We start from the raw sequence: 13,124 nt of genomic DNA on the forward strand, positions 1-13,124 counted from the left end.
GGCGTAACGATGCTACAGGTAGAGGAATTGAATCAGTATTACGGCGGCAGCCACATTCTGCGCGGCCTGTCGTTCGAGGCGCGCATCGGCGAGGTGACCTGCCTGCTGGGGCGCAACGGCGTGGGCAAGACCACGCTGCTGAAATGCCTGATGGGGCTGGTCCCGGCGCGCAGCGGCAGCGTCCGCTGGCAGGGCGAAACCATCACCGGTAAAAAACCGCATCAGCGGGTGCAGGCGGGCATCGCCTATGTGCCGCAGGGGCGGGAGATTTTCCCGCGTCTGACGGTGGAGGAAAATCTGCTGATGGGGCTGGCGCGTTTTTCCGGCGCCGCCGCACGCACGGTGCCGGATCCGATCTATGACTTGTTTCCGGTGCTGCGGCAAATGAAGGATCGGCGCGGCGGCGATCTCTCCGGTGGGCAGCAGCAGCAGCTGGCGATCGGCCGGGCGCTGGCCTGCCGGCCGCAGCTGCTGATCCTCGACGAGCCGACGGAAGGGATCCAGCCTTCGGTGATCAAGGAGATCGGCGCGGTGATCAAGCAGCTGGCGGCGAAGGGCGATATGGCGATCCTGCTGGTGGAACAGTTCTATGACTTTGCCGCCGATCTGGCGGACAGCTATCTGGTGATGTCGCGCGGTAGCATCGTGCAGCGCGGCGCCGGCAGCAATATGGAACAGGACGGTGTACGCGGGCTGGTGGCGATTTGAACGAGGCAAAGGGAGCCGCATGTCTGAAAGTCGTGCAGCTGTTTCTCCTTGCGGATGTTATGGACTAATCTAAAAGGCGTTTTTTATTAATCCCTTGCCATGGATAGCTAACATCATCATGAACGAAATCACTGTGTCACGCCTCGGTTGCATTGTCCTGTCCCTGTTTCCGGCCCTGTGGGGGCTGTTCAGCCTGTTGAACAATACGGCGGATTTCGCCGGCACCGCGCGCAATGCGGTGGGCCCGCTGCTCGCCATGCAGGATACCTATCAGACGCCGGGGTTGATGTGGCGCGCGATCAGCGCCGACTGGGCCTGCATGTTGGGGTTGGCTGTCATCACCACGCTGGAAACGCTGGCCGGCCTATTCGCGGCCGCAGGCGTGGTGCTGATGATCGGGCGATTGAAAGGCCCTTACGCCGCCTTCGCCAAGGGTAAAGCCTGGGCGATGCTGGGGGCGATTTGCGCAATTGCGGTGTGGGGCGTCGGCTTTATGGTGGTCGCCGGCGACTGGTTTATGGCCTGGCAGGCCAAGAAGGATCCGCTGGCGGTGCAGCTGGGGGCGCTGATCTACCTGGCGCCCAATGCGTTTGCCTTGCTGTTCCTGATGCTGCAGCGGGAGCCGCGCTAAACGACGGCGGAGCGGGGCGCGGTTACAGCGCCTTGCTCATCGCCCAAAGTTCGATGGCACCCTGTTCGCTGGTGTATTGGGCCTCGCCACATACGGCCAGGCCTTGCCGCTGATAAAAGCGCTGGGCGTCTGCGTTCTGTTTCAGCACTTCCAGCCACAGCAGGGGCTGACGGCGTTCGACGGCCCGCCGTTGCACCTGTTCGAAAAATTGTCGGCCGAAACCGCGCCCGGCGTAATCCGGCAGGAAGTAGATCTTTTGCAGTTCGGCGCCGCGCCGTTGGGTGGCGGCCAACAGGCTGTCGAAGTTCACGCGCGCATAGCCGACCAGGGCGTCATCCTCATAGGCCAACAGCCAGCACACGTCGGGATTGCGCAGCGTCCGTTCCAGCGCAGAGACGGAAAAATCCTCGGCCAGAAAGGCCTCCAGCTCGTGCGGGTAGCGCCACAGCTCACCGAAGTGCGCGCGATAGGTGCGGATGCCGATATCGCGTACCTGGGTTAAATCTTCCAGCAATGCCTGACGGACGGTGAACATCTGTGCCCCTTTGAGTAAGAAAAATTACAGCCGTTGTTCCAGATGCCGGTGGGGCACCATCGCCTGGTGCAGAATGGCAAGAACGGTGATGCCGGCAGGGCGGCTGCGGTAGTAGATCCTATGGCTGGCGTAAGGAAAACTGCGTATCTCTTCGCCCAGATCGTGAAAGTGTGCCTTACCCGCTTCCGGCATATCCGCCAGATGATGCATGACCTCTCTCAACTGCTCAAGATAGCGGTGAGATTGCGCTTTGCCCCAGTGCTCGACGGTGAAATGACGAATAGCCAACAGATCTTGTTGGGCTTGCGGGGTGAGGCGAAACGCGGGCATATCAGTCGGTTTCGTCGGTGAGCAGACGGTTGAAGAAGGCATCGCCGTCTACCGCCTTACCGGCGTCTTCCTCGGCGGTAGCCTGCGCGATTTTTTGCTGCAGCGCGCGTAATTTGAGATCTTCCAGCGCCTGGTAGTCTTCTACCGACATGACGACGGCGACCGGTTTGCCGTTGCGATTGATTTGCACCGGCTCACGCTGCGCCTTGAGCAGCAAATCGCCGAATTGGGTTTTGGCCTCGTTCGCGCTGAGTGCGTACATTTAATCGCTCCAGTTAATTAAATCGTTCGATTTAACCATTATACGGTGCGATGGAAAAACAACCAATATTATTCCGGCGGGCAGGTTTCGTTGGACAGATGTCGCGGCGTTTCACGGCGAAAACCCAGGCCGATGATGCGGCCGAACAGGCGCGGCAGCCAGCGGCTGTTGCCGACGCGGGCGATCAGGCGCGAACCGCCCGCCGCGCGGCGTTCGCCCGGCTTGCGCTGGCTCATTTTGATCTGCAAAAACTGGATGGCACGGGTGGGGAATTCGCGCCGGCGCTGCACGCTCAGCAGATGCTTCAGCTGCAGCCGATGCTGGCGCAGCGGCGGGATCAGGGCGTTGGCGGCGGCCACCGCGTCCTGAATCGCCAGGTTGACGCCCACGCCGCCGATCGGCGACATGGCGTGCGCGGCGTCGCCGATGCACAGCACCCCCGGTTTGGCCCAGCGATCCAGACGATCGATGCGGATGCTCAGCAGCTTCACCTGATCCCACTCGACGATCTCCTGCAGGCGATCGTCCTGGAATGGCGCCACCTCGGCGAGGTGCAGCAAAAATTTCTCCAGGCCGCTGCGGCGGATCGCGTCGAAGCTGCCTTTATCGATCGAGTAGCCGCACTGCCAGTAGTCGCCGCGGTCGATCATGATGAAGTTCTGCTTCGGCCCGGTATGGCCCATCGACCAGGCCGGATCGCCCGGCTGCTTGCTGAGCTTCATCCACAATACGTCGCGCGGGGCGCCGAAGGAGCGGCTGCTGAGCGCCGCCTGTTCGCGCACCACCGAGTTGCGGCCGTCGGTGCCGATCACCAGCTGGCTGCGCACGCGGATCGGGCCTTCCGGCGTGTTGGCCAGCACGCCGCATACCTGGCCGCGGTCGTAGAGCAGCTGATGAACCTGCGTCGAGGTGAGCAGCCTGAAATGGGGGAATGCGGCGGCCTGCTGTGCCAAAAAGTTGAGGAACTCCCACTGCGGCATAAAGGCGATAAATTTGCAGCGCGTCGGCAGGCGAGTGAAATCCGCCAGCTTAATGTCGCGCCCGGCGACTTCGGCGTGCAGGGATTCGGCGCGCTGGTGTGGCAGCGTCAGCAGTTCGTCGAGCAGGCCCAGCTGGTGCATGACTTCCAGCGTCGACGGGTGAATGGTGTCACCGCGAAAATCGCGCAGGAAGTCGGCGTGCTTCTCCAGCACCGTCACGTCGATCCCCGCCCGCGCCAGCAGATAGCCGAGCATCAGCCCGGCGGGGCCGCCCCCCACGATGCAGCAGGTGGTGGCGTAAGGTGTGATCGGTGATGACGGCATGGCGGTTGACCCCGGAGAGCGGCCCGCATCCCGCGAACCGCAAATGAATGTTTAGTGTTGATAATGATTATCAATATCAAGTTTAGCTGTCAACCCGCGGCGCAGTGTGGTCAAAGGGGGCGGACAGATGGCCGACGCGGAACAGCTGGCCGTTTTGCACAGGGGACTGCGGCGGTTCACGCCATAAATCCAGCCGCACTAATCGCCAGTCGGCGGGGTCGAATGCCACGATGGAGGCCAGCGCGCCGGGGGCCGCCTGCTGTTGCTGACGCAGCGCAGGCAGATCGCTGTAGGGGGCGATAATCTGCTCCTGACAGGTCGCCCAGGCGGCCTCGGTCAGATGAGGACGATCGAAATGCGCCAGCCACGGCAGCCAATGATTGACGCGTGGCCAGCCGAATGCCTGGCTGAGCCCCCTGAAACCTTCGCCGGTCAGGAAGTCGCTCATGCCGGCGCTGCTGTTCCACAGGTAGAAGGGGGCGTAGAGGTTCTCGGCGCTGCCTTCGCTGCGCTGCGCGTACAGATAGGCTTTGACGATCAGCTGCGGGCAGGCGTCGAGCCGGTGGCCGAAATCGGCGATGCGGCGGCGGACGATCGCCATGTCGTAATCGGCGGGCAGGGTGAAACGGTATTGCATCGCGAGCATAAGGATTCTCCGGAAAGACATTGACCGGGAGAGCGTGACACGCCATCTTTATCAGTAAAATCGGTATTATTTTGATTGATGATTCAGAAAATCAGGATGGTCAGCATGGGGCGAATAACGTTCGATCTCGAGGATTTGCGCAGCTTTGTTACCGGCGTCGAACTGGGCAGCTTTGCCAAGGCCGCTGAACGGTTAGGGCGCTCGACTTCAGCGGTCAGCGCCCACCTGAAAAAGCTGGAACAGCAGGTCGGCGCGCCGATCCTGCGCAAGGCCGGGCGCGGCATGGTGATGACCGAGGCGGGGGAAACCCTGCTCGGCTACGCGCGCCGTCTGCTGGAGCTCAATGACGAAGCCGCCGCCGCGGTGCGCGGATTGGATCTGCAGGGCACGGTGCGGCTGGGGCTGCAGGAGGATTTCGGCGAGACGTTTCTGCCGCAGGTATTGGGCAGTTTCGCGCGCGCCAATCCGAAGGTGCGCATCGAGGCGCGCATCGCCCGCAATGCCGAGCTGATCGACTGGGTGCTGAAAGGCCAGCTGGATCTGTCGCTGGCGTGGGATGGCGGCTTGAACACGCCGTTTCATCAGGCGCTGGGGCAGCGGCAGCTGCACTGGATCGCCTCGCCCGGCTTCGCGCTGGCGCCCTGGCGGGAAGGGGATGAGCCGCTTTCGCTGGTGATGTTCGACGCGCCTTGCCTGATGCGCAGCGCGGCGACGCAGGCGCTGGATCGCGCCGGCATTCCCTGGCGCATTGCCTTTACCAGCCGCAGCCTGAACGGCGTTTGGGCGGCGGTGAATGCCGGGTTGGGCGTTACGGTGCGCACGGCGGCGGGTTTGCCGCCCGGCCTGGCGCCGCTGGCGCCCGAACTGCTGCCCGCTCTCGGCCAGCTCGGCGTGGTGCTGCACCGCGCCGAGGATCAGCCTTCCGCCGCCGTGCAGCGGCTGGCGCAGATCGTGGTCGAGCGGATCGGCACTTAATCTTTAGCGATAGGCTGCTTGCCGCTCAGCTGGCCCCATTCGCTCCAGGCGCCGTCATACAGCTTGACCTGCGGCGCGCCGAGCGACAGCAGGCCGAACGCCAGCACCGCTGCCGTCACGCCGGAGCCGCAGCTGGTGATGATCGGCCCGTTGATGTCCACGCCCTTGTCGCTGAAGGTTTGGCGCAGCGCTTCCAGCGATTTGAAGCGGCCGTTCTCCAGCAGCTCGCCGTACGGAATGTTGATGCTGCCGGGAATATGGCCGCGGTGCAGGGCGGGGCGCGGCTCCGGCGCTTCGGCATAAAAGCGCGGCGCGGCGCGCGCGTCGAGAATTTGCACCGGCGTGCCTAACGCCTGTTCCACTTGCCGCATATCCACCACCGCGTCGGCGTTGAACCGGGCGTTGAACGTCTGCGGCTCAGGCTGCGCCGGGCCGGTCTCCAGCGCCTGGCCCAGCGCGGTCCAGCCGTTCAGCCCTTCGTCCAGCACGTAAACATGCCGGGCGCCGAAATTGCGGAAGGTCCACCAGCCGCGCGGCGCGGAGAACTGGTTGCCCTCATCGTAAATCACCAGGGTATCGCGCTCGCTGATGCCCAGCTTGCCCGCCGCCGCGCCAAACTCCGCCGCCGTCGGCAGCATGTGCGGCAGCGCGGTGTTTTTGTCCGCCACCTCGTCGATATCGAAATAGACCGCGCCAGGGATATGGCCGCGTTCGAACTCGGCAAGCATGTCTTTCTTCGGCGTCAGCCCGACCGGCGACATCCGGACGTCGATCACCACCAGATTTTCATCGTTGATATGCTGCGCAAGCCATTGGGGAGTCACCAGAAACGGAGAGTTCATCGTCATTGTTCGCCTGTTGTGAAAACGGATTTTCACTATACACCAGGCCGCGCGGGGATGAAGTATGATGTTCAGTCAAAGAGGATGGGCGGGGAGCGGAGAAAACATGACGGATCAGGCGTTTGGCGGGGCCAAGATCGCGCTGCTGTGCGACGATCGCTTGCTGGTCTACCAGCGGGACGACAAACCGGGCATTCCGTGGCCCGGCCAGTGGGATCTGCCCGGCGGCGGGCGGGAAAACGGCGAAACGCCGCTGCAGTGCGTGCAGCGGGAGACGCAGGAAGAATTCGGCGTGGCGATCGCCGAATGCCAGGTGACCTGGCGGCGGCGCTACGACGGCATCCTGCCCGGCTCCCCGCCGACCTGGTTTATGGCCGGCGACATCGCCCCGGCGCAGATCGCCGCCATTCGCTTCGGCGACGAGGGCCAGCGCTGGCAGATGATGCCGGTGGCGCAGTTTATTCACCATCCGCAGGGCATCGAACATCTGCGCCGCCGGGTGGCGGAGTTTTTGCTTCAGTCCGTCTGAGGTTGCAACACGCCGCTCGGCATCAGCTGCTGGATGGTGGCGCCGACCCGCTGCACCGCCTGTTCGATCTCCGCCGTCAGCTTAGGCGCATAGTTGATGCGCAGGCAGTTGCGGTATTTGCCGGCGGCGGAAAAGATGCTGCCGACGGCGATCTGCACGCCCTGCGGCTCGAGATGGCGGTTCAGCCGCAGGGTGTCGAACGCCTCGTCCAGTTCGATCCACAGCATAAAGCCGCCGCGCGGCCGGCTGACGCGGGTGCCGGCCGGGAAGTGCTTCAGGATAAGGTCGGTCATGCGGTCGCGGTTCTGCTGGTAGCGGGCACGCATGCGCCGCAGGTGCTGCAGATAGTGCCCGCCGCGGATAAATTCGGCGATCGCCAGCTGCGGCTGGGTGGCAGTGGCGCCGGAGCCGATGAACTTCATGTGCAGCACCCGCTCCAGGTAGCGGCCGGGCGCGATCCAGCCCACCCGCAGCCCCGGCGCCAGCGTTTTGGAAAACGAGCTGCACAGCAGCACGCGGCCGTCTTCGTCGAACGACTTGATGGTGCGCGGCCGCGGGTAGTGATAGGCGATGTCGCCGTAGACGTCGTCCTCGATGATCGCCGCGTCGTGGCGCTGCGCCAGCGTTAGCAGCCGCTGTTTGTGGGCGTCGGGCATGATGTAGCCCAGCGGGTTATTGCAGTTGGGCGTCAGCAGGATGGCCTTGACCGGCCACTGTTCCAGCGCCATCTCCAGCGCCGCCAGGCTGACGCCGGTGAGCGGATCGGTGGGGATTTCCAGCGCCTTGATACCCAGGCCTTTCAGCGTCTGCATGGTGCCGTGGAAGCAGGGCGAGTCGACCGCCACGATGTCGCCGGATTGGCAAACGGCGCGCAGCCCGGCGGAGATCGCTTCCTGGCAGCCGGTGGTGATCAGCAACTGATCGGGGCCGATTTGGCAGCCGGAATCCAGCAGCAGGCGGGCAACCTGTTCGCGCAGCGCGGCCACGCCCTGAATGCTGTCGTAATACAGGCTGCGCAGGTCGCCGTGGCGGGCGGCGTTGCGCAGGGCGACGATCAGCGGTTTCATCGTCGGCTCGGCGATATCCGGCATGCCGCGCCCCAGCTGGATCAGGCCCTCGCGCGGCCGGCTGCGCACCAGCTCCAGCACCTGCTCCCATTGCGAAATGTCTACCGGCCGCTGCACCGGCGCCGTCATGGCGGGCAGCTCGGCCTGCGCGCGCTGCGTATGCACGAAGTAGCCCGACTTCGGCCGCGCTTCCACCAGGCGCTGTTCCTCGAGCAGTCGGTAGGCTTGCTGCACCGTGCTGATGCTGACGCCGTGCTCCTGGCTCAGCGTGCGCACCGAAGGCAGGCGGTGGCCGGCCGGATACAGCCCTTGCTGAATACGTTGGCTGAGAATGGCGGCCAGGGTGGCGTAGCGTGTCATACAGAGGCCTCTTATCGGGATGAATGATTAAAAAACCGGTACAGATGCTTTCAAAGTAAACCATTCAGCGGTTTTTTTGGCACAGCTGTATGAAAAAAATAGCGCCAGTGTGAATCTGTATTGTTTTTCTCCCGGCGAGCATGATGACTGCAACGTGAAAACATCAGGGAGAATAACAACATGGCTCTGTTTTCTGGTACGCCGCTGCGGCGCTCGGTAGGTTGGTCACGCTGGCGTCTCTATCTGCTGCGGCACAGAACGAGAAAGGAGCTGTTACTGTTGAACGACAGGCAGCTGGCGGACATCGGCCTGACGCAGGTGGAAGCCCGGCGTGAAGGCTATAAACCGTTCTGGAAAGAATAAGGAAAACCGATGCTGAGAGTCTTGGGCAAGGCTTCATCGATCAACGTGCGCAAGGTGCTGTGGACCTGCCAGGAGCTGGGGCTGCCGCTGGCGCGGGAGGAGTGGGGCAGCGGCTTTCGCTCCACGCAGGAGCCGGCGTTTCTGGCGCTGAACCCGAACGGCCTGGTGCCGGTGCTGATCGACGGCGAGCGGGTGCTGTGGGAGTCGAACACCATTTGCCGCTATCTGGCGGGGCGGGAAGGGTGCCGCGATCTGCTGCCGCAGGAACCCGGCGCGCGTGCGGCGGTGGAGATGTGGATGGACTGGCAGGCCACCGATCTGAACGGCGCCTGGCGCTATGTGTTCATGTCGCGGGTGCGTGGGCATGCGGATTATCAGGATGCCGCCAGCCTGGCCGCCGCCGAGCGTGAGTGGAACCGGCTGATGGGGTTGCTGGACAGGCATTTGGCGCAGCACGGCCCTTATGCCGCCGGCGCCGCTTTCACGCTGGCGGACGTGGTGCTGGGGCTGTCGCTGAATCGCTGGCTGATGACGCCGTTCGAGCGGCCGGATTATGCGGCGCTGGCGGCCTATCAGCAGCGCCTGCTGCAACGCCCCGGCTACGTGCAGCACGGCGCCAACGGTTTACCGTGATATGAAATAAACGGTTCATTTTATCTCACCCGGATACGGCAAGCCGTGTCTGGGCTTTCTGCGTTGCATCATCCCGTCAACGTTTCATGAACGGCATCACGAATATGAACTTTATTTTCCCGCGCGCTTGTTATTGAAATTTATATTCCATATAAACCCGTTATCAGACGGCGCGTTTCATTGAACGGCGCCTGGTTCTACGCAGGATTTCGATCACGGGAGAAAATGATGAAACAGGTACGCGTTGGGTTAATCGGCACCGGTTATATCGGGCGTTGCCACGCTATCGCTTATGCGCAGGCCCCCACGGTCTTTCCTCTGAAAGGGGAGCTGGTGCTGGAGATGCTGGCGGAAGTGACGCCCGAGCTGGCGGCGCAGCGCGCCGGCGAGTTCGGTTTTGCGCGTTCGACCGGCGATTGGCGGCAGCTGGTGGCCGATCCGGCGATCGACGTGGTGGACATCTGCGCGCCCAACTTCTTGCACAAAGAGATGGCGCTGGAGGCGATCCGCCACGGCAAGCACGTGTATTCGGAAAAACCGCTGGCGCTGGACGCCGCCGACGCGGCGGAGATGGTGCAGGCCGCCCGCGCCAAAGGCGTGAAAACGCTGGTCGGTTTCAACTACATGAAGAACCCGACCAGCCAGCTGGCTCGTGAGATCATCGCTAACGGCGAAATCGGCGAGGTGGTGCATTTTTACGGCACCCACAACGAGGATTATCTGGCCGATCCGCGCACGCCGATTGACTGGCACTGCCGCCGCGCCAGCGCCGGGCTGGGCGCGTTGGGGGATCTGGCGGCGCATATCGTCAACATGGCCCACTACCTGGTGGGCGATATCGTGGCGGTCTCCGGCGATATGCAGACCGTGATCAAACAGCGCCCGGATCCGCAAGACCCGGCGCGCCTGCTGCCGGTGGAAAACGAAGATCAGGCCAGCGCGCTGCTGCGCTTCGCCGGCGGGGCGATGGGCACTCTCGAAACCTCGCGCATCGCCTGCGGGCGCAAGATGGGGCTGACCTATGTGGTCACCGGCACCAAGGGCACGCTGAGCTATACCCAGGAACGGATGGCGGAGCTGAAGCTGTATCGGCACGATGAGCCGGCGGAGCGGCAGGGGTTCAAAACGCTGTTGGTAGGGCCGAAGCACCCGGACTACGCGGCGTTCTGCATCAGCGCCGGGCACGGCATCGGCTTTAACGATCAGAAGACGGTGGAAATCCGCGATCTGGTCAATGGCATCGCCGCGGGCGATCGCATGTGGCCGGACTTTGAAGAAGGCTGGAAGGTGTCTTGCGTGCTGGATGCGATAGCCGCCTCCGCCGAGCAGCGGCGCTGGCTGGAGATCAACCGCGATTGAAAATGAAATGGCGCTCTCTCGTGGACAGCGCCATTAATTTGTTATGTTGCTAAATTAATATCTTATTAAGCTAGTTACATAATAAGTTGCTGACCTGGCAACTTAGAACGAGAAGCACGAACAGCCGAACGCGCCCCAGAAGGCATTTTCATCCGACACCGGGATGCTGGAGCGGCGCGCAATGTCATGCTGATGTGCGTGTACGCCGCACGGGCCACAGCATTGGTGCGCCTGGCTCAGCACGCCGACTTTGGCAGCCGCCGACGGCGGCGCGGAGCGGTAGTGGCCCGGCACCTGGGTGACCGGCGACCACTCCGGCAGCACCGGCAGCGGCGGCGGTGCCAGCGGCGAGAAGCTGCCGGCGGCGTAGACCACCTTGCCGTCCACCACCGTCATCACCGACTCTATGCCTTTGATCTGCTCTTCCGGCACGCTGAAATAGTCCTGCGACAGCACCGCCAAATCCGCCAGTTGGCCGACCTTGATCTGGCCTTTCTTGCCCTGTTCGGTGGAGAACCAGGCACTGCCTTGCGTCCACAGCATCAGCGCCGTTTCGCGATCCAGCCGGGCGCTGTCGTCGTACATCGCCATGCCGCCGACGGTGCGGCCGGAAACCAGCCAGTAAAGCGCCGTCCACGGGTTGTAGCTGGCGACGCGGGTGGCGTCGGTGCCCAGCCCGACCGGCAGCTCGGCCGCCAGCATTTTCGCCACCGGCGGCGTATGTTTGGTGGCTTCGATGCCGTAGCGGTCGGCGAAATATTCGCCCTGGAACGCCATGCGGTGCTGCACCGCAATGCCGCCGCCCAATGCCTTGACCCGCTCGATATTGCGCTCGGTAATGGTTTCGGCGTGGTCGAACAGCCAGTGCAGCCCGTTGAACGGAATGTCGCGGTTCACCTTCTCGAACACGTCCAGCATGCGGCTGATGGATTCGTCATAGGTGGCGTGCAGGCGGAACGGCCAGCGGTGCTCGACCAGATGGCGCACCACCCGCTCCAGCTCGTCTTCGGTGCCCGGCGGCAGATCCGGGCGCGGCTGCAGGAAGTCTTCGAAGTCGGCGGCGGAGAACACCAGCATCTCGCCGGCGCCGTTGTGGCGATAGAAGTCGGTACCCTGACCCGGCTTGAGCATGTCGGTCCACAGCTCGAAGTCTTCCAGCTCCTGCTTCGGCCGCTGGGTGAACAGGTTATAGGCGATGCGGATGGTCAGCTGCTTTTTCTCGTGCAGCTCGGCGATCACCTGATAATCCTCCGGGTAGTTCTGGAAGCCGCCGCCGGCGTCGATGGCGCTGGTGAGGCCCAGACGGTTCAGCTCGCGCATAAACTGGCGGGTGGAATTGACTTGCTGTTCCAGTGGCAGCTTCGGCCCTTTCGCCAGCGTGGCGTACAGGATCATGGCGTTGGGCTTGGCGATCAGCATGCCGGTCGGGTTGCCGTTGGCGTCGCGCTGGATCTCGCCGCCCGGCGGGTTCGGCGTGTCTTTGGTGTAGCCGACCACCTTCAGCGCCGCGCGGTTGAGCAGCGCGCGATCGTAGAGGTGCAGAATGAACACCGGCGTGTCCGGCGCCGCCTGGTTGATCTCGTCCAGCGTCGGCATGCGGCGCTCGGCGAACTGGAATTCGGTCCAGCCGCCGACCACCCGTACCCACTGCGGGTTCGGCGTGCGCAGCGCCTGTTCTTTCAACATGCGCAGGGCGTCGGCCAGCGAAGGCACGCCTTCCCAGCGCAGCTCCAGGTTATAGTTCAGGCCGCCGCGGATCAGGTGCAGGTGCGAGTCGTTCAGGCCTGGAATAGCGATGTGGCCATGCAGGTCGATCACCTGGGTTTCCGGCCCGGCATGCTGCATGACTTCGCTTTCGCTACCGACCGCCAGAAACTTGCCGTCGCGGATGGCGACCGCCTGTGCGGTGGGATTTTGGCGATCGACGGTGTGAAACTTGCCGTTGGTGATGATCAATGAAGCGTGGTGGTTCATAACATTCTCCCGGCGAACCGCCTAGCGGCGGGTCAGCCATTGATGAAAAACGCGAGTCACGATAGGCATCCACAGGTACACCACCAGGGCGACCACGGTGGCGTCATTGAGAAAATGGCCGAGCAGCGTGCCGTCCAGCTGCGGCAGCACCAACCCCCAAAACCAGGGCACCAGATTGGTGGAAGGGAAAATCACCAGCAGGGTGATGATGAACTGTTTCCACTGGGGCGGCTGGCGCACGCCGGGGTTGGGCGGGGTAAACCAGAACTCCGCGCCGGGGCGGATCTCGATATGGTCGCTCTCCAGCAGCAGCGGGGTGACTTCTTCGATGTATTGCTTGCGCAGCGGCGAGTGGATCCAGCGGTACAGGTTGTCGAGGTTGTCGAAGCGGACCAACACCGTATAGGCCTGTTCGTCGCCGGAAGGGCGAATCACGTTGACGCCCAAATGGCCGGTGAAGCCCGCGGCGTCGGGCATGATGCGGTTCAGCCAGGCCTCATAGGCCTGCTCGTTCCCCGGCGCCAAACGGTGGGTGATCACCAGCGTGACATGCTGCGGATGGGCCATAAAACCGACTCCTGAAAATACCCCGGCGCAGGGCCGGGG

16 protein-coding genes are annotated in these 13,124 nt (G+C 63.2%); 7 read left to right on the forward strand and 9 right to left on the reverse strand.

The annotated features are described in order from the left end of the window. Positions 1 to 9 precede the first annotated feature (9 nt). Both urtE and AWX27_RS08860 read left to right on the forward strand, forming a co-directional pair. Positions 10 to 708 carry an urea ABC transporter ATP-binding subunit UrtE gene (gene urtE / locus AWX27_RS08855; protein ID WP_049201010.1) on the forward strand — a complete coding sequence of 233 codons (699 nt, stop codon included), beginning with the start codon at positions 10 to 12 and terminating at the stop codon, positions 706 to 708. Positions 709 to 826: 118 nt separating this feature from the next. Continuing rightward, positions 827 to 1,339: a DUF2165 family protein gene (locus AWX27_RS08860; RefSeq protein ID WP_049272535.1), complete on the forward strand. Its 513-nt coding sequence runs from the start codon at positions 827 to 829 to the stop codon at positions 1,337 to 1,339. Positions 1,340 to 1,361: 22 nt separating this feature from the next. Here AWX27_RS08860 and AWX27_RS08865 read toward each other — a convergent pair whose 3' ends face one another. The 5 genes from AWX27_RS08865 to AWX27_RS08885 form a co-directional block, all read right to left on the reverse strand. Next, positions 1,362 to 1,874, reverse strand: coding sequence for a GNAT family N-acetyltransferase (locus AWX27_RS08865; RefSeq protein WP_060421138.1), 513 nt, complete (start codon positions 1,872 to 1,874; stop codon positions 1,362 to 1,364). Between the two features lie 24 nt (positions 1,875 to 1,898). Next, positions 1,899 to 2,204, reverse strand: coding sequence for a type II toxin-antitoxin system RelE/ParE family toxin (locus AWX27_RS08870; RefSeq protein WP_047568680.1), 306 nt, complete (start codon positions 2,202 to 2,204; stop codon positions 1,899 to 1,901). 1 nt (position 2,205) lies between these two features. After that, positions 2,206 to 2,466 (reverse strand): type II toxin-antitoxin system Phd/YefM family antitoxin, encoded by a 261-nt coding sequence (locus tag AWX27_RS08875; RefSeq protein WP_033637606.1) that lies wholly within the window; start codon positions 2,464 to 2,466, stop codon positions 2,206 to 2,208. A 68-nt stretch (positions 2,467 to 2,534) separates the two neighbouring features. Next, a complete protein-coding gene (locus tag AWX27_RS08880) occupies positions 2,535 to 3,770 on the reverse strand; it encodes an FAD-dependent oxidoreductase (protein WP_060421141.1) in 1,236 nt (411 codons plus the stop codon). Positions 3,771 to 3,852: 82 nt separating this feature from the next. Next, positions 3,853 to 4,416, reverse strand: a complete 564-nt coding sequence (locus AWX27_RS08885) for a DUF4865 family protein (protein ID WP_060421144.1) — start codon at positions 4,414 to 4,416, stop codon at positions 3,853 to 3,855. A gap of 105 nt (positions 4,417 to 4,521) precedes the next feature. On the opposite strand from AWX27_RS08885, the gene AWX27_RS08890 reads away from it, so the two are divergent. After that, positions 4,522 to 5,391, forward strand: coding sequence for a LysR substrate-binding domain-containing protein (locus tag AWX27_RS08890; RefSeq protein WP_060421147.1), 870 nt, complete (start codon positions 4,522 to 4,524; stop codon positions 5,389 to 5,391). On the opposite strand, the gene sseA is transcribed toward AWX27_RS08890, so the two are convergent. After that, on the reverse strand, positions 5,388 to 6,233 hold the full coding sequence (gene sseA / locus AWX27_RS08895) for a 3-mercaptopyruvate sulfurtransferase (protein WP_060421833.1): 846 nt from the start codon (positions 6,231 to 6,233) through the stop codon (positions 5,388 to 5,390). The two genes, AWX27_RS08890 and sseA, sit on opposite strands and share 4 nt — an antisense overlap. A 106-nt stretch (positions 6,234 to 6,339) precedes the next feature. Here sseA and AWX27_RS08900 point away from each other — a divergent pair, with 106 nt between their 5' ends. Continuing rightward, the gene (locus AWX27_RS08900) at positions 6,340 to 6,762 is read left to right on the forward strand and encodes an NUDIX hydrolase (protein WP_060421150.1); all 423 of its coding nucleotides are present in this window, start codon (positions 6,340 to 6,342) and stop codon (positions 6,760 to 6,762) included. On the opposite strand, the gene AWX27_RS08905 is transcribed toward AWX27_RS08900, so the two are convergent. Then, entirely contained in the window at positions 6,750 to 8,189 is a 1,440-nt protein-coding gene (locus tag AWX27_RS08905) for an aminotransferase-like domain-containing protein (protein WP_060421152.1), read from the reverse strand. The two genes, AWX27_RS08900 and AWX27_RS08905, sit on opposite strands and share 13 nt — an antisense overlap. A gap of 180 nt (positions 8,190 to 8,369) precedes the next feature. Between AWX27_RS08905 and AWX27_RS08910 the strand changes: the two genes are divergently transcribed. The 3 genes from AWX27_RS08910 (at position 8,370) to AWX27_RS08920 (ending at position 10,544) form a co-directional block, all read left to right on the forward strand. Next, the gene (locus AWX27_RS08910; RefSeq protein ID WP_060421155.1) at positions 8,370 to 8,552 is read left to right on the forward strand and encodes a DUF1127 domain-containing protein; all 183 of its coding nucleotides are present in this window, start codon (positions 8,370 to 8,372) and stop codon (positions 8,550 to 8,552) included. A gap of 9 nt (positions 8,553 to 8,561) precedes the next feature. Then, positions 8,562 to 9,185, forward strand: coding sequence for a glutathione S-transferase family protein (locus AWX27_RS08915; protein WP_060421158.1), 624 nt, complete (start codon positions 8,562 to 8,564; stop codon positions 9,183 to 9,185). Positions 9,186 to 9,413: 228 nt separating this feature from the next. Continuing rightward, positions 9,414 to 10,544, forward strand: a complete 1,131-nt coding sequence (locus AWX27_RS08920; RefSeq protein ID WP_049200982.1) for a Gfo/Idh/MocA family protein — start codon at positions 9,414 to 9,416, stop codon at positions 10,542 to 10,544. Positions 10,545 to 10,646: 102 nt separating this feature from the next. On the opposite strand, the gene AWX27_RS08925 is transcribed toward AWX27_RS08920, so the two are convergent. Both AWX27_RS08925 and AWX27_RS08930 read right to left on the reverse strand, forming a co-directional pair. Continuing rightward, the gene (locus tag AWX27_RS08925; RefSeq protein ID WP_060421160.1) at positions 10,647 to 12,518 is read right to left on the reverse strand and encodes an amidohydrolase; all 1,872 of its coding nucleotides are present in this window, start codon (positions 12,516 to 12,518) and stop codon (positions 10,647 to 10,649) included. Positions 12,519 to 12,539: 21 nt separating this feature from the next. Next, positions 12,540 to 13,085: an antibiotic biosynthesis monooxygenase gene (locus AWX27_RS08930; protein WP_038880135.1), complete on the reverse strand. Its 546-nt coding sequence runs from the start codon at positions 13,083 to 13,085 to the stop codon at positions 12,540 to 12,542. Positions 13,086 to 13,124: the final 39 nt, after the last annotated feature.

The sequence above is a fragment of the Serratia sp. 2880STDY5682894 genome (genome assembly GCF_001537385.1).
GTDB lineage: Bacteria > Pseudomonadota > Gammaproteobacteria > Enterobacterales > Enterobacteriaceae > Serratia > Serratia nevei.

Bases quoted from the DNA above. Each gene is read 5' to 3' on its own strand.
- urtE (WP_049201010.1), top strand. From the start codon at position 10: ATGCTACAGGTAGAGGAATTGAATCAGTATTACGGCGGCAGCCACATT.
- AWX27_RS08860 (WP_049272535.1), top strand. From the start codon at position 827: ATGAACGAAATCACTGTGTCACGCCTCGGTTGCATTGTCCTGTCCCTG.
- AWX27_RS08865 (WP_060421138.1), bottom strand. From the start codon at position 1,874: ATGTTCACCGTCCGTCAGGCATTGCTGGAAGATTTAACCCAGGTACGC.
- AWX27_RS08870 (WP_047568680.1), bottom strand. From the start codon at position 2,204: ATGCCCGCGTTTCGCCTCACCCCGCAAGCCCAACAAGATCTGTTGGCT.
- AWX27_RS08875 (WP_033637606.1), bottom strand. From the start codon at position 2,466: ATGTACGCACTCAGCGCGAACGAGGCCAAAACCCAATTCGGCGATTTG.
- AWX27_RS08880 (WP_060421141.1), bottom strand. From the start codon at position 3,770: ATGCCGTCATCACCGATCACACCTTACGCCACCACCTGCTGCATCGTG.
- AWX27_RS08885 (WP_060421144.1), bottom strand. From the start codon at position 4,416: ATGCTCGCGATGCAATACCGTTTCACCCTGCCCGCCGATTACGACATG.
- AWX27_RS08890 (WP_060421147.1), top strand. From the start codon at position 4,522: ATGGGGCGAATAACGTTCGATCTCGAGGATTTGCGCAGCTTTGTTACC.
- sseA (WP_060421833.1), bottom strand. From the start codon at position 6,233: ATGAACTCTCCGTTTCTGGTGACTCCCCAATGGCTTGCGCAGCATATC.
- AWX27_RS08900 (WP_060421150.1), top strand. From the start codon at position 6,340: ATGACGGATCAGGCGTTTGGCGGGGCCAAGATCGCGCTGCTGTGCGAC.
- AWX27_RS08905 (WP_060421152.1), bottom strand. From the start codon at position 8,189: ATGACACGCTACGCCACCCTGGCCGCCATTCTCAGCCAACGTATTCAG.
- AWX27_RS08910 (WP_060421155.1), top strand. From the start codon at position 8,370: ATGGCTCTGTTTTCTGGTACGCCGCTGCGGCGCTCGGTAGGTTGGTCA.
- AWX27_RS08915 (WP_060421158.1), top strand. From the start codon at position 8,562: ATGCTGAGAGTCTTGGGCAAGGCTTCATCGATCAACGTGCGCAAGGTG.
- AWX27_RS08920 (WP_049200982.1), top strand. From the start codon at position 9,414: ATGAAACAGGTACGCGTTGGGTTAATCGGCACCGGTTATATCGGGCGT.
- AWX27_RS08925 (WP_060421160.1), bottom strand. From the start codon at position 12,518: ATGAACCACCACGCTTCATTGATCATCACCAACGGCAAGTTTCACACC.
- AWX27_RS08930 (WP_038880135.1), bottom strand. From the start codon at position 13,085: ATGGCCCATCCGCAGCATGTCACGCTGGTGATCACCCACCGTTTGGCG.